Genomic DNA, 23,076 nt, shown 5'->3' with positions numbered 1-23,076 from the left:
CGCCGTGACCCCGCCGCGCCGTCCGCAGCCGGTGCGGCGGCCCGTGCGGCCGCAGGGGCCCGTCTCGAAGCTGCTGCCCGCGCCGCCGGACGACGTGGAGAAGTACTCTTACGTCCGGCGGAACCTGCCCGTGCTGATCGTCGGCTCGCTGGCCAGCTTCGGCTGCCTCCTGGTCACCCAGATCAAGCTGGTCGAGTCGCGGCCGTGGGCGTGGGCGCTGGTGCCCGTGCTGGCCTTCACGATCCTGTACTACGTCGTCTCGTACACGCTCAACCTGTTCACCCGCAGTTTCGACCTGGCCGCGCACGACCGGCTCGTCGCCGGCTGGAAGCCGCAGCGGTACCCGAGCGTCGACGTCTTCCTGCCGGTGTGCGGTGAGCCGATCGAGGTGCTGCACAACACGTGGACGCATGTCGCGGCCATGGCACGCCACTACCCGGGACGGGTCGTGCCGTTCGTCCTCGACGACGGCGACAGCCCCGAACTGCGGGCCATGGCCCACGACTTCGGCTTCCGCTACGCCGTCCGGCCCGACCGCGGCGCCCTCAAGAAGGCCGGCAACCTGCGGTACGGGTTCGACCATTCCGACGGCGACCACATCCTGATCCTCGACGCCGACTTCAGCCCCCGCGCCGACCTCCTCGACGAGGTCGTGCCGCGGCTCGACCTCGATCCTGGCATCGGCATCGTGCAGACCCCGCAGTTCTTCCGGGTCCTCGACGAGCAGACCTGGATCGAACGCGGCGCGGCGGCCGTCCAGGAGTACTTCTACCGGCTCGTCCAGGTCTCCAGGGACCGCACCGGCGGCGCGATCTGCGTCGGGACGTGCGCGGTCTACCGGCGTTCCGCCCTCGACGAGATCGGCGGTTTCACCGAGATCGACCACTCCGAGGACATCCACACCGGGTTCGACCTCAACCGGGCCGGCTACACGCTGCGCTACCTGCCCATCGCGCTGGCCACCGGGGTCTGCCCCGACAACGTCGAATCGTTCTACAGCCAGCAGTACCGCTGGTGTCTCGGCTCCATCGACCTGCTCTTCGGCCGGAAGTTCTGGACGATGAGGATGCGGCCCGTGGTCCGCGCCTCGTTCCTGTCCGGGATGCTCTACTACCTGCACACCGCGCTGTTCGTGGTCGTCGGGCCGCTGGTGCCCGTCGTGATGCTGGCGGTCGATCCCGGGCTGTTCCAGCTCGGCCAGGTGTGGTGGCTGCTGCCCGTCGTCGGGTTCGGGCTGGTCGTGTTCCCCGCCTGGCACCGGGTGCCCTACCGGCTCGAGGCGCTGTCGGTCGCGATGCTCTACAGCTGGACCCATCTGTTCACGTTCTACGACGCGCTGCGCGGCCGTGAGATGGGCTGGAAGCCCAGCGGCTCCGGCAGCGCCGCGAACACCAGGGCGCGCCGGCTGCGGCTGGCGATGTTCTGCTGGAGCGTGCCCGTCGCGCTGGTCTGGGTGGCGCTGGCCGGCTGGCGGTCCCTGACCCAGGACCCGGCGGACGTCGCGTTCGTCCTCGGCCTCGGCCTGTTCAACCTGTTCGTCGTGGCCAGAACGGTGATCGAACCCAAGTGACCAGTATCAACGGAACCCTGCACACCCTGCCGGACGGCTTCGGGCGGTACACGATCCCGTCCGCCCCGGCCATGGCCTGGTCGGCGGGGGAGTCACGGCGCCGCCGCCTGCTCGGCAGGCTCGCCCTCTGCGGCATCCTCGCCGTCCAGGCGATCCTGTCGCTGCGGCTGCTGAACACCGCCTACCAGGACGAGGCGCTCTACCTGTACGCGGGCCACCAGTACCTCGACCAGTGGTTCCGCGGCGGCCCGCCCGCGCCCGGCGACATCTACGCGCTGTACTTCTCCGGAGCGCCGTACCTGTACCCGGTGCTGGGCGCGGCCGTGGACAGCGTGTTCGGGCTGTTCGGGGCCCGCGCCCTCAGCATGGCGTGCATGGCGGGCGTGACGACCGTCGTCTACGCGGTGACGCTGCGGCTGTTCAACATCAGGGCCGCGCTGTTCGCCGCGGCGGCCTACGCCGTCATCGAGTCGACCGCCTACATGGGCAACTTCGCCACCTATGACGCTCCGGCGCTGCTGCTGGTCGCCGTCGCGTTCTGGATCGTGGTGCGGTTCGACCGGTCGAGGGACTGGCCGGTCGTGCTGACCGTCCCGCTGCTGCTGTCGCTGGCGTTCGCCACCAAGTACGCCGCCGCCATGTTCGCGGGGCCGGTGATCGCGTTCGCGGTCGTCGCCGCGTGGCCGCACCGCGGCCCGGTCAAGGCGCTGCTGCGCGGCCTCTACCTGACCCTGGTCCTCGGCGCGGGGGTCGGGCTCTGGCTGGCCTACGGCGGGTTCCTCAAGGGCTTCCAGTTCACCACCATCAACCGCACCATCAACACCGACGCGACCGTCGAGGGGGTGCTGCGGCAGGCCGGCGAGCACGCCGCGGTCTTCCTGGTGCTCGCGGCCGTCGGCGCGGTGCTCTACCTGCGCAGCGACCGGATGGAGGAGGTGCCGGGGCTGGCCGACGGCGACCGTCCCGGCCGGGTGTGGCGGTTCTTCCTCGCGGGCGGCATGGTCGCCTCCGGCCTGCTCGTCCCCGCCTACCAGGCCTACATCCACACGGCCGTCGCCCTCAACAAGCACATCGGCTACGGGCTGCTGTTCGCCGCGCCGATCGTCGGGGTCGGTCTCGCCCGGCTGACCGGCCGGCACTTCCGCAGCCCGCACTGGGCGATCGCCGCGTGGCTGCTGCTGCTGGTGCCCGGCATGAACCAGGCCGACCGGTTCTTCAACGCCTGGCCCGACTCCACCAAGCTCGTCCAGCTCCTGGAGGCCGAGGTGAAGCCCGGCGGCAAGTACCTGAGCTCGACGCCCCAGGTCCAGGAGTACTACCTGGGCACGGAGCGGTCCCGGCAGTCCTGGTGGGTCTCCACCTACGACCTCGTCGACCCCTACCTGGAGAAGTCGGCGCTCGCCGACGTCAAGCACGGGAAGTTCGACATGATCATGTTGGACGAGCGGGTCGAACCCGGCGTCAACGCCAAGGTCGTGAAGGCGATCCAGGCCAACCACGCCTACCGGCTCCGCGCCCGGTTCTACTACGGCAAGGAGAGCAAGCAGCTCTACGGCAACTACATGGTCTGGACGAAGCTCAAGTGATCCGCAAGCGCCTCCTCGCCCTGTCCGCGTCGGTCCTGCTGCTGGCCTCGACCGGCTGCTCGCGGCTGAACACCTACTCGGCCGTCAACGACGAGCCGGTGCCCTACGACGTCAGCGCGCTGATCAAGCCGTCGAAGAAGTACTTCGGGGTGGCCGTCGACGACGACGCCAAGGACCCGCAGGCCGTCGCCCGGTTCACCGCCGACGCCGGGCGCAAGCCCAACATGGTGGCGTTCTACGCGAACTTCAACGACCTGCTCGACGTGGACCGGCTCCACCAGATCTGGGACGGCGGCGCCGTCCCGCTGATCGTCTGGGAGCCGATGCAGATGCCGCTCGCCGAGGTCGCGTCCGGCAGGCGCGACGCCTACATCGCTTCGTGGGCGCAGCAGATCCGCCGGCTCGATATGCCGGTTGCGCTCAGTTTCGGGCACGAGTTCAACGGCGACTGGTATCCGTGGGGGCTGTGCAAGAGCACGCGCCCCGACTCGGTGGCCTGCAAGACCGGGTACGAGACGACGTCGAAGATCTGGACGGACGCCTACAAGAGGGTGCACGACCAGTTCGACTTCTACGGTGCGACCAACGCCGTCTGGATCTGGAGCCCGAACATCAACGACGGCCGCGGAGTGGACCTGGAGTCCTACTGGCCGGGCCCGTCCTATGTGGACTGGATCGGCCCGATCGGCTACTTCGAATGGAACGGCGCGGGCTCCTCACGCCGGTTCGGCGACCTCTTCGACGTCACGATCAAGGAGTTCAGGAAGTTCACCGAGAAGCCGATCCTGATCCCCGAGACCGCCGCGCCCGAAGGCCCCAACAAGGCCGCCGAGATCGGCGACCTGTGGAACAGCGTCGCGGCCAGGTCCGACGTCGTCGGCGCGGTCTGGTTCAACATCGAGAAGGAGAAGGACTGGCGGTTGAACTCCGACCCCGACGCCCACGCGGCGTTCCGGGACGCGGCCGACAACCCCGTCCTGAACCTGGACCCGCGCAAGCCCTGACCGTCGCCAAGCCCTGACCCGCGAGAAAGCCATTCCATGCGTACCGTCGTCATCATCCCGACCTACAACGAGATCGAGAACCTGCCGCTGATCACCGGCCGGGTCCGTGCCGCGACGCCCGAGGCCGACATCCTCGTGGTCGACGACAACAGCCCCGACGGCACCGGTGAGCTCGCCGACCGGCTCGCCGCAGCCGATCCGCGGCTGCGGGTCATGCACCGCACCACCAAGGACGGTCTGGGCGGCGCCTATCTGGCGGGGTTCCGGTGGGCGATCGCCGAGGGCTACGACGTCATGGTCGAGATGGACGCCGACGGTTCGCACAAGCCGGAGGAGCTTCCGCTGCTGCTGGCGGCGCTGATCGCCGAGGACGCCGATCTGGTGATCGGTTCGCGCTGGGTCAAGGGCGGCAAGGTGCACAACTGGCCGAAGTCCCGCGAGGTGCTGTCGCGCGGCGGCAACGCCTACGCACGGCTCATGCTGGGCTTCCACCTCAAGGACGCGACAGCGGGCTACCGGGCGTTCCGGCGCGGGGCGCTGGAGCGGATCGGCTTGGACGCCGTCGACTCGCGCGGCTACTGCTTCCAGATCGACATGGCGCTGCGGGCCGTCCGGGCGGATCTGAAGGTCGTCGAGGTGCCGATCAACTTCGTGGAGCGGGAGATCGGGGTCTCCAAGATGAGCTCCAACATCGTCGCCGAGGCCATGTGGCGGGTCACCCAGTGGTCGTTCCGTGACCGGGTGAGCGCCGCGCGTTCGTAGCGTTAACAGCTCATGACCCTTTCCTCCCAAGCCTGGTGGGTATGCAACGCTATGAGATACCGTCGTGATCTTCACTTTTCGTAGCGAGGTGAGAACGGCGAGCCCTACGGACACCATTCCCGATCTGGTGCGGCACCGGTCCGGTGCGGCGGTCTCGGCGCGTGCGCTGGCCGAGGCGAGGAAGCGGCGGTGGGCCCGGCTCGGCCTGGTCGGGATCGTCGTCGTGCAGGCGGCGCTGTCGCTGCGGCTGCGGAACACCGCGTTCCAGGACGAGGCGCTGTACCTGCGGGCCGGGCACGAGTACCTCGACCAGTGGTTCCAGGGCGGCGGTGACGCCCCCGGCAACATCTACGCGCTGTACTTCTCCGGCGCGCCCTACCTGTACCCGCCGTTCGGGGCGCTCGCCGACAGCCTCGGCGGGCTGGCCGGGGCGCGGGCGCTGAGCCTGCTCTGCATGATCGCCGTGACCTGTGTCGTCTACGCGGTCACCCGGCGGCTGTTCAACCTGCGGGCCGCGCTGTTCGCGGCCGCCGCGTTCGCCGTCGTCGAACCGACCTCCTACATGGGCAACTTCGCGACGTTCGACGCGCCCGCCCTGCTCCTCATCGCGATCGCGTTCTGGATCGTGGTCCGGTTCGACCGGTCCGCGGACTGGCCGGTGCTGCTGACCGTCCCGCTGCTGCTGTCGCTGGCGTTCGCCACCAAGTACGCCGCCGCCATGTTCGCCGGGCCGGTGATCGCGTTCGCGGTGGCCGTCGCCTGGCGGCACCGGGGCCCCGGCCGCGCCCTCGCGCGAGGGGCTGCCCTGGCGGTGCTGACGGGCGTGCTGATCGGTCTCTGGATCAAGTTCGGCGGGTTCCTGGCCGGGTTCAAGTTCACCACCCTCGAACGGTCGATCAACACCGACGTGCGGACCACCGACGTCCTCAAGGAGGGCGGCAAGCTCGCCGGGGCGTTCCTGCTGCTCACGCTGGCCGGCGCGGTCATCTACGTGGCGAACCGGCGCGACGACGGGCGGCACGGGCCGTCCGTGCCGAGCGACAGCAGGCTCTGGCGGTTCTTCGTCGCGGGCGGGATGCTCGCCGCGGGGCTGCTCGTGCCGCTCTACCAGACCAACATCCACACCGTGGTCGCGCTGAACAAGCACGTCGGGTTCGGGATGCTGTTCGCCGCGCCGATCGTCGGGGTGGGGCTGGCCTGGATGTCGACCGCGAACCTCAAACTGGTGCCGCTGCCGATCGCGCTGGTCGTGCTGCTGGGCATCCAGGGGATCCCGCACAGCGACCGCTACTTCAAGGCGTGGCCCGACTCCCAGGCCATGACCGACTTCCTGCGCGGCGAGATGAAGCCGAACGTCAAGTACCTCAGCTCGACGCCGCAGGTCGCCGAGTACTACCTCGGCACCGACCGGACGATCTGGTGGCAGTGGTCGAACACCTACGACCTGGCCATCCCCGAGTTCGAGAAGCCCGCGATGGACGCCATCGCCAAGGGCGAGTTCGCCCTGATCGTCCTGGACGAGCGGGTCGCGCCCGACATCAACGCCCGGGTGATCGCCGCGATCAAGGCCAGCGGCAAGTACAAGGCGAAGGCCGTGATCCCCTACGGCCCCCAGGGCACCGCCGAGCCGGGGCGGTACCTGATCTGGGGGCCGAAGAAGTAGAGGTCAGCGGTCGGTGGACCACTTGAGCTGTTCGAAGCCCGGCTTGATGACGCCGTTGATGAGTTCGAGGCGCTCGTCGAAGTTGAGGAACGCCGACTTCATGGCGTTGACGGTGAACCAGCGCAGGTCGTCCCAGTCGTAGCCGAACGCGTCGACGAGCTTCTTGAACTCCTCCGACAGGGTCGTGCCCGACATGAGCCGGTTGTCGGTGTTGACGGTCACCCGGAAGCGCAGCTTCGTCAGCAGCCCGATCGGGTGCTCCTCGATCGAGGAGGCCGCGCCGGTCTGCAGGTTCGACGTCGGGCACATCTCCAGCGGGATGCGCTTGTCGCGGACATAGTCGGCGAGCGGCCCCAGCTTGGCGCCGTCGGGCGAGATGTCGTCGATGATCCGGACGCCGTGGCCGAGCCGGTCGGCGCCGCACCACTGGATCGCCTGCCAGATCGACGGCAGCCCGAACGCCTCGCCCGCGTGGATCGTGAAGTGGGCGTTCTCCCGCTGCAGGTACTCGAACGCGTCCAGGTGGCGGGTCGGCGGGTTGCCGGCCTCGGCGCCCGCGATGTCGAAGCCCGCGACGCCCTCGTCCCGGTACCGGACCGCCAGTTCGGCGATCTCCATCGAGCGGGCCTGGTGGCGCATGGCCGTCAGCAGCGACCTGACCTTGATCCCGTGCGCGGCGCCGCCCTCGGCGAAGCCCGCGTTGACGGCCTCCACGACCGTCTCCAGGGACAGCCCGCCCGCGATGTGCAGTTCGGGCGCGTACCTGACCTCGGCGTACACCACACCGTCGGCGGCCAGGTCCTGGGCGGCCTCGAACGCGATCCGGCGCAGCGACTCCTCGGTCTGCATGACGGCCACGGTGTGCCGGAAGGTCTCCAGGTAGCGCTCCAGCGAGCCCGAGTCGGCGGCGTCGCGGAACCAGGTGCGGAGCTTCGCCGGATCGGTCTCGGGCAGGTCGGTGTAGCCGTACCGGTCGGCCAGCTCGACGATGGTCGCGGGGCGGACCCCGCCGTCGAGATGGTCGTGCAGCAGCACCTTGGGGGCGCGCCGGATCTCCTCCAGCGTCGGAACAGAACTCACGCTTCGATCCTCTCGATGATCAGCGGAAGCAGGTCGGGCACGCCGTTCTCGACGATGTCGTAGGCGCCGTCCAGCGAGGCGAGGGCGCGTTCGAACCGGGCCGGCTCGTCGGCGTGCAGGGTGAACAGGGGCTGGCCCGCGACGACCGTGTCGCCGGGGACGGCGTGCCAGGTGACGCCGGCGCCGGCGCTCACCGGGTCCTCCTTGCGGGCGCGGCCCGCGCCGAGCCGCCAGGCCGCCAGGCCGACGTCGTAGGCGTCGAGCCTGGTCAGCACCCCGGACTCCGGCGCGGTGACGACATGGGTCTCCCGGGCGACGGGCAGCGGCGCGAACGGGTCACCGCCCTGAGCGGAGATCATCCGGTTCCAGGAGTCCATCGCGGAGCCGTCCTTGAGCGCCTCCGCCGGGTCCTTGCCGCCGGTGATCCCGGCCGCGGCCAGCATCTCCCTGGCCAGCGCCACCGTGAGTTCCACCACATCGGCGGGGCCGCCGCCGGCCAGCACCTCCAGCGACTCGGCGACCTCGATCGCGTTGCCCGCGGTCCGGCCCAGCGGCCGGTCCATCGCCGTGATCAACGCCACGGTGTTGACGCCCGCGTCAGCGCCGAGCGCGACCATGGTCCTGGCCAGTTCCTGCGCCTGCGGCACCGACTTCATGAACGCGCCGGACCCCACCTTGACGTCCAGGACCAGCGCCGAAGTCCCCTCAGCGATCTTCTTGGACATGATCGACGACGCGATCAGCGGGATCGCCTCGACCGTCCCGGTGACGTCGCGGAGCGCGTACAGCTTCTTGTCGGCCGGGGCGAGGCCGTCGCCGGCGGCGCAGATCACCGCGCCCGCCTCCCGCAGCACCCGCAGCATCTCCTCGTTGGACAGCAGCGCCCGCCAGCCGGGGATCGACTCCAGCTTGTCCAGGGTCCCCCCGGTGTGCCCCAGCCCCCTCCCCGAGAGCTGGGGCACGGCCCCGCCGCACGCCGCGACCAGCGGCGACAGCGGCAGCGTGATCTTGTCGCCGACCCCGCCGGTGGAGTGCTTGTCGGTGGTCGGCCGGTCCAGCACCGACCAGTCCATCCGCTCCCCGGACCGGATCATCGCCTTCGTCCAGTCGGCGATCTCCCGCCGGGTCATCCCGTTGAGCAGGATCGCCATGTTGAGCGCCGACATCTGCTCGTCCGCCACCACACCGGAGGTGTAGTTGGCGATCGTCCAGTCGATCTGCTCGGTCGACAGCTCGCGCTTGTCCCGCTTGGTGAGAATTACCTCGATGACGTCCATGTAAATTTTCCTATAGGTATTCGGGCCCGAAGGCGTCCGGAAGGTACTCGGTGAGCCTTCGGATTCCGGTGGAGGTCTCCAGCAGGAGCTCGGGGCCGCCGTGCTCGTAGAGCAGTTGACGGCAGCGTCCACAGGGGGTCAGGGGGGCTCCGTCGCGGTCCACGACACTCACGGCGACCAAGCGCGGAACCTCACTCAAGGTGAGGTCGCTGAGCGCGCCCGCACCGTGCAATCCCGAGATCAGGGAGCATTCGGCACAGAGAGTGAGCCCGTAGGAGGCGTTCTCAATGTTGCTCCCTGTAATCAATCTGCCGTCTGAGGTCAGGGCTGCGGCACCCACGGGGAAGCGGGAGTACGGCGCGTAGGCACGCGACATGGCGACTTTCGCGGCACCCCGGAGCGAATCCCAATCGATCACGTCCATAGAGTGACTCTAACGCGGTGCCGCAGGTCAGGGCGGGGTCGCGTGCACATGTAAACCAGGCGTATGGTGACCGTCACACGTATGACGGTAAGCGTCACTCGATGAGACCGGTTTCGTAACGGTATGCCCACAACACTCTTGTGGACCTCGACGAAACGGGCACGGAGGGTGAACCTGGTTACCGCAGTAGCTCAGGGGCAGCGGTTGTCCCGGCTCGTACAACATGGAGGCAAAGTGTCCAAGGGGATCCGGCTCGCTGCCGGTCTGGCCGGTGTCGCGCTGCTGGTCGCCGCGTGTGGAGAGAAGCCGAAGGACGAGGCGACCGCCACTCCGGGTGCATCCGGCGCCGCTGCCACCGACTACTCCGCATGTATGGTCACCGACACCGGTGGCATCGACGACCGCTCCTTCAACACCGCCTCCTGGGCCGGTATGCAGGCCGCTGAGAAGGAAGCCGGTGTGAAGGTCAGCTTCACCCCGTCGTCGACCGCGAACGACTACGTGCCGAACCTCAACTCCGAGGTCAAGAAGGGCTGCGACCTGGTCGTGGCCGTCGGCGGCCTGATGGGCGAGGCCACCACCAAGGCCTCCAAGGAGAACCCGAACCAGCAGTTCGCGATCGTGGACTACCCGTCGGTCGACGGGCAGAAGGTCTACGGGATGCAGTTCAACACCGCGCAGAGCTCCTTCCAGGCCGGCTACCTCGCCGCCGCGACGAGCAAGACGGGCAAGGTCGCCACGTTCGGCGGTCTGAACATCCCGCCGGTGACGATCTTCATGGACGGCTTCTGGGAAGGCGTCCAGTACTACAACAAGCAGAAGAGCAAGAACGTCCAGGTCCTCGGCTGGGACGAGACCAAGCCCAAGGGCGGGTCCTTCGCGCAGAACTTCGGCGACCTGAACAAGGGCAAGTCGATCGCGAAGAACTTCATCCAGCAGGGTGCGGACATCATCTTCCCGGTCGCGGGCGGCACCGGCCTCGGCGCTGCCGCGGCGGCGCAGGAGTCCAAGGGCGCCGTGTCGGTCATCTGGGTCGACACCGACGGCTGCGAGTCGGCCAAGCAGTACTGCTCCGTGTTCCTGACCTCGGTCATGAAGGGCATGGAGGGCGCCGTCAAGCAGACCGTGATCAGCGCGTCGAAGGGCTCGCTGACCGGCGGTTACCTCGGCACGCTCGAGAACGGCGGCACCCAGCTCGCGCCGTTCCACGAGTTCGACGGCAAGGTGCCGGCCGAGCTGAAGGGCGAGCTCGACAAGATCAAGGCCGACATCATCGCCGGCACGATCAAGATCACCTCGCCGTCGGCGCCCAAGGCCTGACGCACTTCCTCCTCGAGCGGGACGGGGGCTCAGCCCCCGTCCCGCTCGATCAAGTTATTGGGGTTTTCTGTCTTTAGCCCCATAGGTTCTGGGAGAGGTACCGAAGGTGTCACTCGAACTTCGGGGCATCACCAAGCGCTTCGGCACTCTGGTGGCCAACAACGCGATCGACCTGGAGATCAATCCAGGCGAGATCCACTGCCTGCTCGGCGAGAACGGCGCGGGTAAGTCGACGCTGATGAACATCCTCTACGGGCTGTACGAGCCCACCGAGGGCGAGATTCTCATCGACGGGAAGCCGCTGAAGCTGGACGGCCCCCGCGCGGCGATCGCCGCCGGGATCGGCATGGTCCACCAGCACTTCATGCTCGTTCCGGTGTTCACCGTCGCCGACAACGTCATGCTGGGGCACGAGCACGTCAAGAACGGGATGCTCGACCACGCCAAGGCGCGCAAGGACGTCAAGGAGATCAGCGAACGGTACGGCCTCGCGGTCGACCCGGACGCGGTCGTCGGCGACCTGCCCGTCGGGCTCCAGCAGCGCGTCGAGATCATCAAGGCGCTCACCAGGGACGCCAAGTACCTGATCCTCGACGAGCCCACCGCGGTCCTCACCCCCCAGGAGACCGAAGAGCTGTTCACCGTCATGCGCGAACTGCGCGCGAGCGGCACGGCCATCGTCTTCATCACGCACAAGCTCAAAGAGGTCAAGGCGATCGCCGACCGGATCACGGTGATCCGGCGCGGGACGGTCGTCGGGACGGCCTCGCCGAAGGACTCGCCGGCCGAGCTGGCCGCCCTGATGGTCGGCCGCGACGTCCGGCTGAAGGTCGAGAAGCCGCCGGTCCCGGTGACCGACGGCGGGCCCGCCTTCAAGGTCGAGAACCTGACGGTGCTGAACACGTCGGGGCAGGTCGTCGTCGACGACATCAGCTTCGACATCCAGCCGGGCGAGATCCTCGGCGTCGCCGGAGTCCAGGGCAACGGGCAGACGGAGCTGGCCGAGGCGATCCTCGGCCTGATCCAGCCGGTGTCGGGGTCGATCTCGCTGGACGGCATCGAGGTCGTGGGCCGGTCGGTCCGCGACACCCTCAGGGCGGGGCTCGGCTTCGTCCCCGAGGACCGCAACCTCGACGGGCTCGTCGGCACCAGCAGCGTCGCCGAGAACCTGGTGCTCGACCTGTACGACCGGCCGGAGTTCAGCAGCGGCGGGTCGATGAACATCGGCAAGGTCCGCAAGAACGCCGACGAGCGGGTCGCGGAGTTCGACATCAGGACGGCGTCCATCGACACCCCGGCGGGCAAGCTGTCGGGCGGCAACCAGCAGAAGGTCGTGGTGGCGCGGGAGATGTCCCGGCCGCTGCGGATGCTGCTGGTGTCGCAGCCGACCCGCGGCGTCGACGTCGGCGCGATGGAGTTCATCCACCAGCGGATCGTGCGGGAGGCACGAGAGGAGCTGCGGCCGATCATGGTCGTCTCCACCGAACTGGACGAGATCTACGCGCTCGCCGACCGGATCGCGGTCATGTACCGCGGAAAGATCATGGCCATCGTGCCGCCGGAAACGTCCGCCGAGCAGATCGGTCTGCTGATGGCCGGCGCGCACCCAGAGGATGTAGTCGATGAGTGAGACGGTGCAGAAAACGTCCGGGGCGACGGCCTCGGACCCCAGGCGGGGGCTCGGGAAGCGCCTGTACGACACGCTCAACCGCGGTGACTTCGTCGTCACCGTGCTGGCGATCGTGCTCGCGCTGTTCTTCGGCGCGATCCTGATCATCCTGTCCGACGAGACGGTGCGGGCCACCTACTCCTACTTCTTCTCCGCCCCCGGCGACGCGATCAGCGCCTCCTGGGACGCGGTGGCGAACGGGTACACCGCGCTGTTCAAGGGCGCCATCTGGGATCCGGACAGCTCCTGGAACGTGGCGACCGCGATCGGGCCGTTCAGCGAGACCCTCACCGAGGCCGTCCCGCTGGTGTTCGGCGGTCTGGCCGTCGGCATCGCGTTCCGGGCGGGCCTGTTCAACATCGGCGGCCAGGGCCAGCTCATCATGGGCGCGATCGTCGCGACGTGGGTGGGCTTCACCGTCACCGGGCCGACCTTCGTGGCGATGCTGCTGGCCGTGATCGGCGGCATCGTCGGCGGTGCGCTCTGGGGCGGCATCGCCGGACTGCTGAAGGCGAAGACCGGCGCCCACGAGGTGATCGTCACGATCATGCTCAACTACACGGCGCTGTACTTCCTCGCCTACCTGATCGGTACCGACACCTTCAAGGACCCCGAAAGGCAGGAACCCCTGTCCAAGTCGGTGTCCGAGGCGGCCAAACTGCCGAAGCTCCTCACCTGGCTGACCGACGGCAACAGCCTCCGGCTCAACTTCGCCATCGTGATCGCGGCCGTCGCCGTCATGTTCGCGTGGTGGCTGCTCAACCGCGCCACCCTCGGCTTCGAACTGCGGGCCGTCGGCGCGAACTCCTCCGCCGCCAGGACGGCCGGCATGTCGGTCGGCAAGAGCCAGATCGTCGCCATGCTGATCTCCGGCGGGCTCATGGGCATCGTCGGCGGCGCGCAGGTGCTCGGCACCGCCAACGCCAACAACGCGCTCACCCCCGACATCGACGCAGGACTCGGCTTCGCGGCGATCACCGTCGCGCTGCTGGGCCGCGCCTCGCCGATCGGGACGGTCTTCGCCGCGATCCTGTTCGGCGCCCTCCAGGCCGGCGGACGCGCCATGCAGTCCACGGCCGGGATCTCCATCGAGATCGTCACGGTCATCCAGGCGCTGATCGTGCTGTTCGTGGCCGCCCCGCCGCTCGTGCGCGGGATCTTCCGGCTCAAGGGCTCCGGCAGCGGGGAAGCGGCGCTCGCTTCGAAGGGATGGAACGGCTGATGACCACCGCAACTGTGGGCGTCGCGCCCGTCGCGTCCCGGATGAGCAAGGGCCGCCTGTACGGCGGCGTCTCGATGATCGTCCTCGGGCTGTACGGGCTGTGGGCGTTCGGGCTCGGCAGCCGCACCAGCGGCGGCGTGGACGCCTCGTTCACGCTCAACCTGACCAACGCCACCGGGCTCAAGGCCCCCGACATCACCGTCCCGGCCGGGACCACCGCGATCGTCCTGTGCGTCCTCGCCGCGGCGATGGGCGTGCTGAAGCTGGCCGCGCCGCTGTCGAAGCGGCTCAACGGCACCGTGACGGGGCTGTTCTTCGCCTTCTACGTGCTGGCGTTCCTGGTGTGGGCGACGGCGGCGCAGACCCTGAACGTCGCGTCGATCCTCGAGGCGACGGTCCTGGGGGCGGTGCCGCTGGTGCTCGGCGCGCTCGCCGGTGTGCTCGGCGAACGGTCCGGTGTGATCAACGTGGCGATCGAGGGGCAGTTCCTGCTCGGCGCGTGCGCCGCGGCGTTCTGCAGCTCCGTCACCGGCAGCCTCGTCGCCGGTCTGATCGCCGGGTGCCTCGTGGGCGCCCTGTGGGGGCTGCTGCTGGCGGTGTTCGCGCAGCGGTACCTCGTCGAGCAGGTCGTCCTCGGTGTCGTCCTGACGATGCTGGCGGCCGGCCTGACCGGGTTCTTCTACGAGCGGGTCATGCGCAACGACCCGACCGCCTACAACTCGGCGATGTCGTTCCCGCGGATCCAGATCCCGGTGCTGTCGAAGCTGCCCGTGATCGGTCCGGTGCTGTTCGACCAGAACATCCTGGTGTACGCGACGATGGCGCTGATCGCCATCGTGCACGTCGCGCTGTTCCACACCAAGTGGGGCCTGCGGACGCGGGCCGTCGGCGAGCACCCGACCGCCGCCGACACCGTCGGCATCAACGTGATCAGGACCAGGTACGTCAACATGGCGCTGGGCGGCCTGCTGGCCGGTCTGGGCGGCGTCTGGCTGACGATCGGCCTGAACCTGTCGTTCAACAAGGGCATGTCGGCCGGTCAGGGCTTCATCGCCCTCGCCGCGCTGATCTTCGGCCGCTGGTCGCCGGTCGGCGCCCTGTGGGCGGCGCTGCTGTTCGGTTTCGCGGGCGGCCTGTCCAACGCCGTCCAGCCGTTGCAGACCCCGGTCCCGACGTCGTTCCTGACGATGCTCCCGTACCTGGCGACGATCTTCGCGGTCGCCGGTCTGATCGGCCACGTCAAGGCCCCCGCGGCCGACGGCCAGCCGTACGTCAAGGGCTAGTCCCGCCGCTCCGCCGAGAGCCCCGCCCCGTCAGGGTGCGGGGCTCTTCGCATGTCCCGGTCGGCGGTATTTTTGATCGTATGAAGCCGCTCCGCTCGACGTTCGCGACCGTCTGCGCCTGGGCCTGGCTGACGATCGCCGCCCTGCTCCTGCTGGACACCGCCCTGAACGGCCGGGACAAGGCTTCCGTGATCGCCGCCGCCGTCCTCCTGTTCACCTGCGGCGCGGCCTACGCGTTCGGCCTGCGCCCCAAGGTCACCGCCGACGACGCCGCGGTCACCGTCACCAACCCTTTCCGCACCACCCGCATCCCCTGGTCCTCGGTGAAGTCCCTGTCCGGCACCCGAGCCCTCACCATCGCCTGCGACCAGGGCGAGACCACCTCCTGGGCCGTCCAGGCCTCCCCCCGCGCCCAACGGAAGAACGACCGCAAGAAGCCCGACCCCGCCCTCCCCGCGGCCGTCACCGAAAAGCTCCGCACCGCCACCCCCGTCACCTTCGCCATAGAACAGCTCACCGACCACCGAGGCTCCGGCACAGGCCCCTCGACCACCACCTGGTCCTGGCCCGCCCTCCTCTCCCTGGCCCTCCCCGCGGCCGTCTTCCTCCTCGCGCTCTTCCTCTGATCGCGCAGGACGCCCCATAGCGAAACGCCCGCCGGAAGAGGCTTCGGCGGGCGCGGACGAGAAATCGCTGAGCGCGTCAGAACTCGCTGTCGGTGGTGAGGCGGTTGGCGGCTTCCTGGATGCTGCCGGACAGGGAGGGGTAGACGGTGAAGGTGTGAGCGAGCTGGTCGACCGTCAGGTGCTGCTGGACGGCCACGGCCAGGGCCATGATGAGTTCGCTGGCGCGGGGGGCGACGATGACGCCGCCCAGGACGATGCCGGTGGAGCGGCGGCAGAAGAGCTTGATGAAACCGTCGCCGAAACCCTGCATCTTGGCGCGGGCGTTCGTGTTCAACGGGAGCATGACGGTGCGGGCGTCGACCTCGCACGAGTCGACCATCTGCTGGGTGACGCCCACCGAGGCGACCTCGGGGTCGGTGAAGATGTTGCTGGACACCCAGCCGAGCTTCAACGGCTGGACGGCCTCGCCGAGCGCGTGCCACATGGCGATCCGGCCCTGCATGGCGGCGACCGACGCCAACGCCAGGATGCCCGTGCAGTCACCGGCCGCGTAGATGTTCGGGACGCTCGTCCGCGACACCTTGTCGGTCTCGACGTACCCGCCGCGCGCCAGCCGGACTCCCGCGGCCTCCAGCCCGATCCCGCGCGTGTTCGGCACCATTCCGACCGTCATCAGGCAGTGCGAGCCGTAGACCTTCCGGCCGTCCTCCAGAGTGACGACGACACCGTCGCCGGACCGCTCCACATGCCCGGCGCGGGAACGGCTCAGCAGGTTCATGCCGCGCCGCCGGTACACGTCCTCGAGGACGGAGGCGGCCTCGGCGTCCTGCGACGGCAGGATCCGGTCACGTGAAGAGACCAAAGTCACCTTCGAGCCGAGCCCGAGGAACGCGCCCGCGAACTCGGCGCCGGTCACACCGGAGCCGACCACGATCAGGTCGTCGGGCAGTTCCTTGAGGTCGTAGAGCTGACGCCAGGTGAGGATCCGCTCCCCGTCCGGCTCCGCGCCGGGCAGGACGCGCGGGGTCGCGCCGGTCGCGACGAGGATCACATCGGCTTCGATCCGCTGATCGCCGACGACCACGGCGCGCGGCCCGTCCAGCCGCCCCTCCCCGCGGACGATCTTGACTTCCTCGTAGCCGAGCCGGTCCGCGACGTCGAACGACTGGCTCCGCGCCAGGTCCTTCACCCGCTTGTTGATCAGCGGCAGATCCGAGGTGACGGCCCCGACGACCCCGTCGGGCCCGCCGTCGAACCGCACTCCCAGCTCGGACGATTCCGACAGCACCGACATCCGGACGGAGGTCGCGATCAGAGTCTTGGACGGCACGCAGTCGTACAGCACGCAGGCGCCGCCGGGCCCGTCGCGTTCGACCACGGTGACGTCCGCGCCCAGTCGTGCCGCGACCAGGGCGGCCTCGTAGCCGCCCGGCCCTCCACCAAGAATGACGATCCGCGTGCTCACTACCCCATTCTTTCTCACTGAGCCGTGTGCGTGGGCCGGTACTCTTGGGCAGCGTGGCTCTCTACGCGGCGTACGCCTCGAACATGGACCCCGAGCAGATGGCTCAGCGGGCGCCGCACTCGCCCCTGCGCGAGGTCGGCTGGCTCCCCGGTTGGCGGCTCACCTTCGGCGGTGAGGAGATCGGCTGGGACGGCGCTCTGGCGACCGTCGTGGAGGATCCCGACTCGCATGTGTTCGTCGCTTTGTACGACGTCACCGAGCTCGACGAGCAGGCGCTCGACGAGTGGGAGGGCCATGAGCAAGGTCACTACACGAAGATCCGGGTCCGGGTGCAGACCCTGTTCGGCGAGGAGCTGGCCTGGATCTACGTCCTGAACTCCTACGAGGGCGGGCTGCCCAGCGCCCGCTTCCTGGGGATCATCGCGGACGCCGCCGAGAAGGCGGGCGCGCCCGAGGACTACGTCAAGGAGCTGAGGGGCCGTCCGTGCGACACCCTCGGCACCGAACTGTAGATTTCTCCAAGACCCCCGGTAATCCATCCTTAACTTTGGTGTGAATTTCGCGCGTCCTTGGTAGGGGCCACCCATAGCCTGGTGTGGTGCAGAACAACCCATATGAACTCGCCAAAGAGGCCGCGGCGGCGCTGACCGCCCGGACCTACGACCGTTTCGACGTCGCGCTCGTCATGGGCTCCGGCTGGGTGCCCGCCGCCGACGTCATCGGTGCGGCCGCCGGTTCTGACGCCGTCGAGGTGCCTTTCACCGATCTGCCCGGTTTCACGGCTCCGGCCGTCCAGGGGCATGGCGGCAAGGTGCGTGCCCTCCAGATGGGCGGCAAGAACGTGCTGGTGTTCCTGGGCCGCACGCACCTGTACGAGGGCCGGGGCGTCGACCCGGTCGTGCACGGGATCCGCACCGCGCTGGCCGCGGGCGTCGAGACGGTCGTGCTGACGAACGCGGCGGGCGGCCTGCGCCCGGAGACCCAGTCGATCGGCGACCCGGTCCTGATCTCCGACCAGCTCAACCTGTCGGGCGCGAACCCGCTGACCGGCACCACGTTCCTCGACCTCACCGAGGTGTACTCCAAGCGGCTCCGCGCGCTCGCCAAGGAGGCCGACCCGACCCTCGCCGAGGGCGTCTACGCGGCGTTCCGCGGCCCGACGTACGAGACCCCCGCCGAGATCCGGATGCTCCGCACCCTGGGCGCCGACATGATCGGCATGTCGACGGTGCTGGAGGCGATCGCGGCCCGCGAGGGCGGCGCGGACGTGCTGGGCATCTCCCTGGTGACGAACATCGCGGCCGGCCTGTCGGACGCGCTGCTCGACCACAAGGAGGTCCTGGAGGCGGGTCAGGCCGCCGCCGCCCGGATGGGCGCGCTGCTGGCGACGGTGGTGAGCAAGCTTTGAGTAACCGGGAGCGTGCGGAGGACTGGCTGGCCCAGGACCCCGATCCGGTCACCCAGGCCGAGCTGAGCCTGATCCTGGAGTCGGGCGACGAAGCCGCCCTGGAGTCGCGGTTCGGTGCGACCCTGGAGTTCGGGACGGCGGGGCTCCGCGGCGAGCTCGGCGCGGGCTCGAACCGGATGAACCGGGTGACCGTCATGCGCGCCGCGGCGGGCCTCGGCCGGCGGCTCCTGGCCGACGGCGCCCCGGCCGGCAGCCACGCCGTGACGGTCGGCTACGACGCCCGGCACGGTTCCCGCCAGTTCGCGGTCGACACCGCGGCCGTCCTGACCGGGATGGGGATCTCGGCCTGGCTGATGCCGCGCACGCTCCCGACACCGGTGCTGGCCTACTCGGTCCGGCATCTGACGGCCAACGCGGGCGTCATGGTGACCGCGAGCCACAACCCGCCGCGCGACAACGGCTACAAGGTCTACTGGGGCGACGGCGCGCAGATCGTCCCGCCCGTCGACCAGGAGATCTCGGACGAGATCGCCGCGGTCGGCAAGGTCAACGAGCTGCCGCGCGGGGTGGCGCCGGGGCAGGCCCGGGAAGAGGGCCAGACCTCGTGGAAGGTGCTGGGCGACGAGATCGTCCAGGCGTATCTCCATGCGATCCAGCAGATCCCGTTCGGTGACGAGCGGGACGTCCGGGTGGCGTACACGCCGATGCACGGGGTGGGCGGGGCGCTGCTGATCAGGGCGTTCATGGAGAACGGGTTCGCGCCGCCGCTGACGGTTCCCGAGCAGTCGCTGCCGGATCCGGAGTTCCCGACCGTCGCGTTCCCGAACCCGGAGGAACCGGGCGCGATGGATCTGGTGCTGGCGCTGGCCGGGCAGGTCGACGCGGACGTCGCGATCGCCAACGATCCGGACGCCGACCGCTGTGCCGTGGCCGTCCCGCTGCCGGGCGGCGGCTGGCGGATGCTGACCGGCGACGAGGTCGGCGGGCTGCTCGCCGAGCACGTCCTGCGGCACACGACGGGCGAGGGCCGGCTGGTCGCGACCACGATCGTCTCGTCGTCGCTGCTCGGCAAGATCGCCGAGGCGCACGGTGTGCACTTCGCGGAGACCCTGACGGGCTTCAAATGGATCATGAAGGCGGGCAGTCCGACCTTCAAGATGGTCTTCGGCTACGAGGAGGCGCTCGGGTACAGCCTGGGCGGCGAGCACGGCGTCCCGGTCCGCGACAAGGACGGCATCAGCGCGGCGCTGGCCGTCGCGGGTCTGGCCGCCGAGGCGAAGAAGGACGGCCGCACCCTCCTCGATCTCCTGGACGACCAGGCACTCCGTTTCGGCGTCCATGCGACGGCGCAGGTCAGCGTCCGCGTCACCGACAAGTCCCTGATCGACGACGCGATGGCCGCCCTCCGCGCCACCCCACCGACCGAGCTGGGCGGCCGCACCGTAGAACGCCTGGACGACCTGGCCGAGGGCCTCAACGGCCTCCCCCCCACCGAGGGCCTCCGCCTCCTCCTGTCAGGCGGCGCCCGGGTCGTCATCCGCCCTTCGGGCACCGAACCCAAACTCAAGGCCTACCTGGAGATCGTCGTCCCCGCCGAAGGCGACGTCCCCACCGCCCGCACCAGAGCCGCCACCTCCCTGACCCTCCTCAAACAAGACCTAGCCACCCTCCTCCCCACCTGACCAGGAAGGTCGAGTCCCTCCACCAGCTCTTCCGCGACTACCGCGGCCTGGTGGAGAGACTCGTGGAGATGGCCGCTGCGACACCGTCGTAACGCACTCACCAAGCGCAGTGGACCTCCCCGGCTCGGCCGGGGAGGTCCACCTGCGTTCGATCGATCAGTGGCCGTGGCCGTGCCCGTGGCCGTGGTCGGCTTCGGAGGGGTCTTCGGAGTCGAGGCGGGTGAGGACGGCGTCGGTGTTGAGGAACAGGTCGTAGAACTCGGCGTGGGTGTCGCGGGGCGGGAAAGGCTCGCCGTCGACCAGGAGCACCGACTTCTTCCAGATCCAGCGGGATCCCGAGGTGCGCTTGAAGTCGATGACGTTCTTGACCCGGTCGTTAGCGATCGTCATACGCCACAGTTCCGCACCGACCCGCTCCACTTCGGGGGTGATCCCGATGTTCTCGTGGACTTCGGCGGACAGATCGGCGACGGCAGGCGGCATCCAAGACATGCGCTCCAGCCTACCGGCGCGCGACCCCCCGCCAGACGCGGAAAGCGGCCCCCCGCGATGGGGAGCCGCTGCGCGAAACGGGCAGGTCAGGCGGCCGTGACGAGTTCCGCCTCCACGGGCTCGGCGGGCGCCTTGCGGGTCCTGGGGATCAGGTAGGCGGCCACCGCGCCGAGGGCGACGGCCGCGGAGCCGACCCAGAGGGCGGGGACGAGCCCGTCGGTGAAGGTCTGCCCGGTCTCGTAGCCGCCCTGCGCGGAGAAGACCGCGGCGAGGGTGGCGACGCCGAGCGCCCCGCCGAGCTCGCGGAGCGCGTTGTTGGCGCCGGACGCGATGCCCTGTTCGGACTGCTTGACGGTGCTCATCACCAGGTTCGCCGACGGCGCGAAGTACATCGCCATCCCGATCCCGCTGATGACCAGCGACGGAAGCTGGGCGAAGTAGGACACGTCAGGTGACGCGACGAGGGCGAACCAGCCGAGTCCGACGGCCTGGAGCGCCAGCCCCAGCGCCACCACCGGACGTCCGCCGATCCGGTCGGAGACGATGCCCGCGATCGGCGCGACGATCATCGGCATCCCCGTCCAGGGCAGCATCCGCAGTCCGGCCTCGGTGGGGGAGTAGCCGAGGACCGTCTGCAGGAACTGGCTGAGCAGGAAGATCGAGCCGAACATGCCGAGGAACATCAGCAGCGACGCCGCGTTGATCATCGCGAAGGCGCGGTTGGCGAACAGCCGCATCGGCAGCATCGGCTGCGGCGCCTTGAACTCCCAGGCGACGAACGCGCCGAGCAGGGCGGTTCCGGCGAGCAGGCCGGTCAGGACGAGGGGGCTGGTCCAGCCGTCGGCGTTGCCGCGGATCAGGCCGTAGACGATGCCGAACAGTCCGGCGCTGGCCAGGACGGTGCCGGGCAGGTCGAGCCGGGTGGACGCGCCCTTGGACTCGTCGAGCTTCAGCCGGGCCAGCGGCAGCAGGAGCAGTCCGATCGGGACGTTCAGCCAGAAGATCCAGTGCCAGGAGACGTGTTCGGTGAGCCCGCCGCCGATGAGGGGTCCGGTGGCGACGGCCAGTCCGTTGACGGCGCCCCAGATCCCGAAGACCAGGCCGCGCTTGTTGGGCGGGGTGGCGGCGGTGAGCAGGGTGAGCGTCAACGGCATCATGATCGCCGCGCCGACGCCCTGGGCGGCGCGGGCCGCGATCAGCAGTTCGAGGCTGGTGGAGGCGGCGGCCAGCGCGGACGAGCCGGTGAACGCCGCCAGCCCGACGAGGAACAGCCGCCGCCGGCCGAACCGGTCGCCGAGGGCGGCACCGAACATCAGCAGGACGGCGAAGGTCAGGGTGTAGGCGCTGACGGTCCATTCGAGGTCTTCGAGGCCGCCGCCCAGGTCGGTGCGGATCGAGGGGAGTGCGGTGGTGACCACGAGGTTGTCGAGCGAGGCCATGAATCCGGCCAGGCTGGTGATGATCAGCGCCCAGATGAGCGTGGCGCGGGGGGTTCGCATCTTCCTACTCCTATAAGTGATTGGTCACTAACTTTCACGGGCGTGCGAGGGCGCTCGTGCGCGACCTCGGGTGGAGCTGGGCGGTCAGTGTCCGACGTCGGGGCCGGGGAGCTCGATACAGCCCCAGAGGGGATCGTCCGGCGCGTAGTCCAGCGCCGTCATCACGTTGATCAGCATTCCGCAGGCGAAGAAGTCGGTGGTCGCCTTGTTGTCGAAGCCGAGCAGGTCGCGGCAGGTCTCGAACAGGTCGGACCAGGCGCGGCGGATGATCACGCCGAACTCCAGGTCGCCGCCCTCCTTGGCGACCCAGACCGCGACGTGCATCTGCATCTGCATCATCAGCAGCTCGGTGTCGGCGATCTCGACCAGGTAAGCGTTGGCCATGGCCGCGTAGCGCTCCTCGGGCGGCACGTCCTTGGCCGCCGTGAGGAACACCTCCCGGGTCGCCTGGACGCAGCCGAGCGCCGCCTCCAGGAAGATCGCCCGCTTGTTGGGGAAGAGCCGGAACAGGTACGGCTGGGAGACGCCGACGCGCTTGGCGATCGCCTCGGTGGAGGTTCCCTGGTAACCCCCCCGTGCGAACTCGCTCATCGCGGCTCTGATGACGCTCTCGCGCCGCTCGTCCGCACTCATCCTCGGGCTCATGGGGATTAAGTTAGTGGCCAATAACTAACTTCGCAACCCCTCGCGCCCAGAAATCTCAGAAATCTCCGCCGCCGAACCCGCCGAAGTCCCCGCCGCCCCCGAAATCGCCCCCACCGCCGAAGTCACCGCCCCCGAAATCCCCGCCGAAGTCCTGGTCGGCACCGTAGGCCGGGGAGCCGTAGCCGCCGAACCTGCCGCCGATGGCCGTCCCGAGCAGAATCGTGTTCAGCATCGAGAACCCGCCGTAGCCCGCGTAGTAGCCGCCCGCGTACGGGCCCCACGCCGGAGCGTCCCAGTAGGGACGCCGCTGCCCGTCGACGTCGACCATCCGCGCGTCCGGGGCCTCGCCCTGCTCGACGCGCAGGGCGTCCGCCGCGCACGCCGGGACCTCGCGGGCCG

20 protein-coding genes and 1 pseudogene are annotated in these 23,076 nt (G+C 69.3%); 13 read left to right on the top strand and 8 right to left on the bottom strand.

Annotated features, from left to right (window positions below):
- From ACYVE7_RS09295 to ACYVE7_RS09275, 5 genes are all read left to right on the top strand, one after another.
- Nucleotides 1-1,570 (top strand): glycosyltransferase family 2 protein (locus tag ACYVE7_RS09295; protein ID WP_460364180.1); only part of this gene is annotated, 1,570 nt, incomplete at its 5' end.
- Entirely contained in the window at nt 1,567-3,156 is a 1,590-nt protein-coding gene (locus tag ACYVE7_RS09290) for an ArnT family glycosyltransferase (protein ID WP_460364179.1), read from the top strand. The genes ACYVE7_RS09295 and ACYVE7_RS09290, both read left to right, overlap by 4 nt.
- Nucleotides 3,153-4,160 carry a glycoside hydrolase family 26 protein gene (locus ACYVE7_RS09285; protein WP_460364178.1) on the top strand — a complete coding sequence of 336 codons (1,008 nt, stop codon included), beginning with the start codon at nt 3,153-3,155 and terminating at the stop codon, nt 4,158-4,160. Before ACYVE7_RS09290 ends, ACYVE7_RS09285 begins: the two co-directional genes overlap by 4 nt.
- A 36-nt stretch (nt 4,161-4,196) precedes the next feature.
- Nucleotides 4,197-4,922: a polyprenol monophosphomannose synthase gene (locus tag ACYVE7_RS09280; RefSeq protein WP_460364177.1), complete on the top strand. Its 726-nt coding sequence runs from the start codon at nt 4,197-4,199 to the stop codon at nt 4,920-4,922.
- A gap of 127 nt (nt 4,923-5,049) precedes the next feature.
- Nucleotides 5,050-6,585, top strand: coding sequence for an ArnT family glycosyltransferase (locus ACYVE7_RS09275; RefSeq protein WP_460364176.1), 1,536 nt, complete (start codon nt 5,050-5,052; stop codon nt 6,583-6,585).
- A gap of 3 nt (nt 6,586-6,588) precedes the next feature.
- On the opposite strand, the gene ACYVE7_RS09270 is transcribed toward ACYVE7_RS09275, so the two are convergent.
- From ACYVE7_RS09270 to ACYVE7_RS09260, 3 genes are read right to left on the bottom strand one after another with little or no spacing between them, the layout of a single operon-like run.
- Nucleotides 6,589-7,665 (bottom strand): adenosine deaminase, encoded by a 1,077-nt coding sequence (locus ACYVE7_RS09270; protein ID WP_460364175.1) that lies wholly within the window; start codon nt 7,663-7,665, stop codon nt 6,589-6,591.
- Nucleotides 7,662-8,942, bottom strand: a complete 1,281-nt coding sequence (locus ACYVE7_RS09265; protein WP_460364174.1) for a thymidine phosphorylase — start codon at nt 8,940-8,942, stop codon at nt 7,662-7,664. The genes ACYVE7_RS09270 and ACYVE7_RS09265 overlap by 4 nt, the downstream gene beginning before the upstream one ends.
- A gap of 10 nt (nt 8,943-8,952) precedes the next feature.
- Nucleotides 8,953-9,366 carry a cytidine deaminase gene (locus tag ACYVE7_RS09260; protein WP_460364173.1) on the bottom strand — a complete coding sequence of 138 codons (414 nt, stop codon included), beginning with the start codon at nt 9,364-9,366 and terminating at the stop codon, nt 8,953-8,955.
- 234 nt (nt 9,367-9,600) lie between these two features.
- On the opposite strand from ACYVE7_RS09260, the gene ACYVE7_RS09255 reads away from it, so the two are divergent.
- The 5 genes from ACYVE7_RS09255 to ACYVE7_RS09235 all read left to right on the top strand — a co-directional run bounded on the left by ACYVE7_RS09255 (nt 9,601) and on the right by ACYVE7_RS09235 (nt 15,486).
- Nucleotides 9,601-10,686, top strand: a complete 1,086-nt coding sequence (locus tag ACYVE7_RS09255; RefSeq protein ID WP_460364172.1) for a BMP family lipoprotein — start codon at nt 9,601-9,603, stop codon at nt 10,684-10,686.
- Nucleotides 10,687-10,792: 106 nt separating this feature from the next.
- Entirely contained in the window at nt 10,793-12,316 is a 1,524-nt protein-coding gene (locus ACYVE7_RS09250) for an ABC transporter ATP-binding protein (RefSeq protein WP_460364171.1), read from the top strand.
- Complete coding sequence (locus ACYVE7_RS09245) at nt 12,309-13,577, top strand: ABC transporter permease (RefSeq protein WP_460364170.1); 1,269 nt, start codon at nt 12,309-12,311, stop codon at nt 13,575-13,577. Before ACYVE7_RS09250 ends, ACYVE7_RS09245 begins: the two co-directional genes overlap by 8 nt.
- On the top strand, nt 13,577-14,860 hold the full coding sequence (locus ACYVE7_RS09240; RefSeq protein ID WP_460364169.1) for an ABC transporter permease: 1,284 nt from the start codon (nt 13,577-13,579) through the stop codon (nt 14,858-14,860). The genes ACYVE7_RS09245 and ACYVE7_RS09240 overlap by 1 nt, the downstream gene beginning before the upstream one ends.
- Before the next feature lie 80 nt (nt 14,861-14,940).
- On the top strand, nt 14,941-15,486 hold the full coding sequence (locus ACYVE7_RS09235) for a PH domain-containing protein (RefSeq protein WP_460364168.1): 546 nt from the start codon (nt 14,941-14,943) through the stop codon (nt 15,484-15,486).
- Nucleotides 15,487-15,562: 76 nt separating this feature from the next.
- On the opposite strand, the gene ACYVE7_RS09230 is transcribed toward ACYVE7_RS09235, so the two are convergent.
- On the bottom strand, nt 15,563-16,951 hold the full coding sequence (locus tag ACYVE7_RS09230) for an NAD(P)H-quinone dehydrogenase (RefSeq protein ID WP_460364167.1): 1,389 nt from the start codon (nt 16,949-16,951) through the stop codon (nt 15,563-15,565).
- A 53-nt stretch (nt 16,952-17,004) separates the two neighbouring features.
- Between ACYVE7_RS09230 and ACYVE7_RS09225 the strand changes: the two genes are divergently transcribed.
- The 3 genes from ACYVE7_RS09225 to ACYVE7_RS09215 all read left to right on the top strand — a co-directional run bounded on the left by ACYVE7_RS09225 (nt 17,005) and on the right by ACYVE7_RS09215 (nt 20,041).
- A complete protein-coding gene (locus ACYVE7_RS09225; RefSeq protein ID WP_460364166.1) occupies nt 17,005-17,463 on the top strand; it encodes a gamma-glutamylcyclotransferase in 459 nt (152 codons plus the stop codon).
- Nucleotides 17,464-17,549: 86 nt separating this feature from the next.
- Complete coding sequence (locus ACYVE7_RS09220; protein ID WP_460364165.1) at nt 17,550-18,359, top strand: purine-nucleoside phosphorylase; 810 nt, start codon at nt 17,550-17,552, stop codon at nt 18,357-18,359.
- Nucleotides 18,356-20,041 (top strand): phospho-sugar mutase, encoded by a 1,686-nt coding sequence (locus tag ACYVE7_RS09215; RefSeq protein WP_460364164.1) that lies wholly within the window; start codon nt 18,356-18,358, stop codon nt 20,039-20,041. The genes ACYVE7_RS09220 and ACYVE7_RS09215 overlap by 4 nt, the downstream gene beginning before the upstream one ends.
- Before the next feature lie 156 nt (nt 20,042-20,197).
- On the opposite strand, the gene ACYVE7_RS09210 is transcribed toward ACYVE7_RS09215, so the two are convergent.
- The 4 genes and pseudogenes from ACYVE7_RS09210 to ACYVE7_RS09195 form a co-directional block, all read right to left on the bottom strand.
- Nucleotides 20,198-20,533, bottom strand: a complete 336-nt coding sequence (locus ACYVE7_RS09210; protein ID WP_460364163.1) for a hypothetical protein — start codon at nt 20,531-20,533, stop codon at nt 20,198-20,200.
- An 86-nt stretch (nt 20,534-20,619) separates the two neighbouring features.
- Nucleotides 20,620-22,032, bottom strand: coding sequence for a DHA2 family efflux MFS transporter permease subunit (locus ACYVE7_RS09205; protein ID WP_460364162.1), 1,413 nt, complete (start codon nt 22,030-22,032; stop codon nt 20,620-20,622).
- An 84-nt stretch (nt 22,033-22,116) separates the two neighbouring features.
- The gene (locus tag ACYVE7_RS09200; protein WP_460364161.1) at nt 22,117-22,677 is read right to left on the bottom strand and encodes a TetR/AcrR family transcriptional regulator; all 561 of its coding nucleotides are present in this window, start codon (nt 22,675-22,677) and stop codon (nt 22,117-22,119) included.
- 55 nt (nt 22,678-22,732) lie between these two features.
- Nucleotides 22,733-23,076 (bottom strand): annotated as a pseudogene (locus tag ACYVE7_RS09195) (hypothetical protein); the annotation flags it as partial.

The sequence above is a fragment of the Actinocorallia lasiicapitis genome (genome assembly GCF_054778695.1).
The sequence above is the reverse complement of the archived record's forward strand: the minus strand, read 5'-3'. Positions and strand labels throughout refer to the sequence as shown.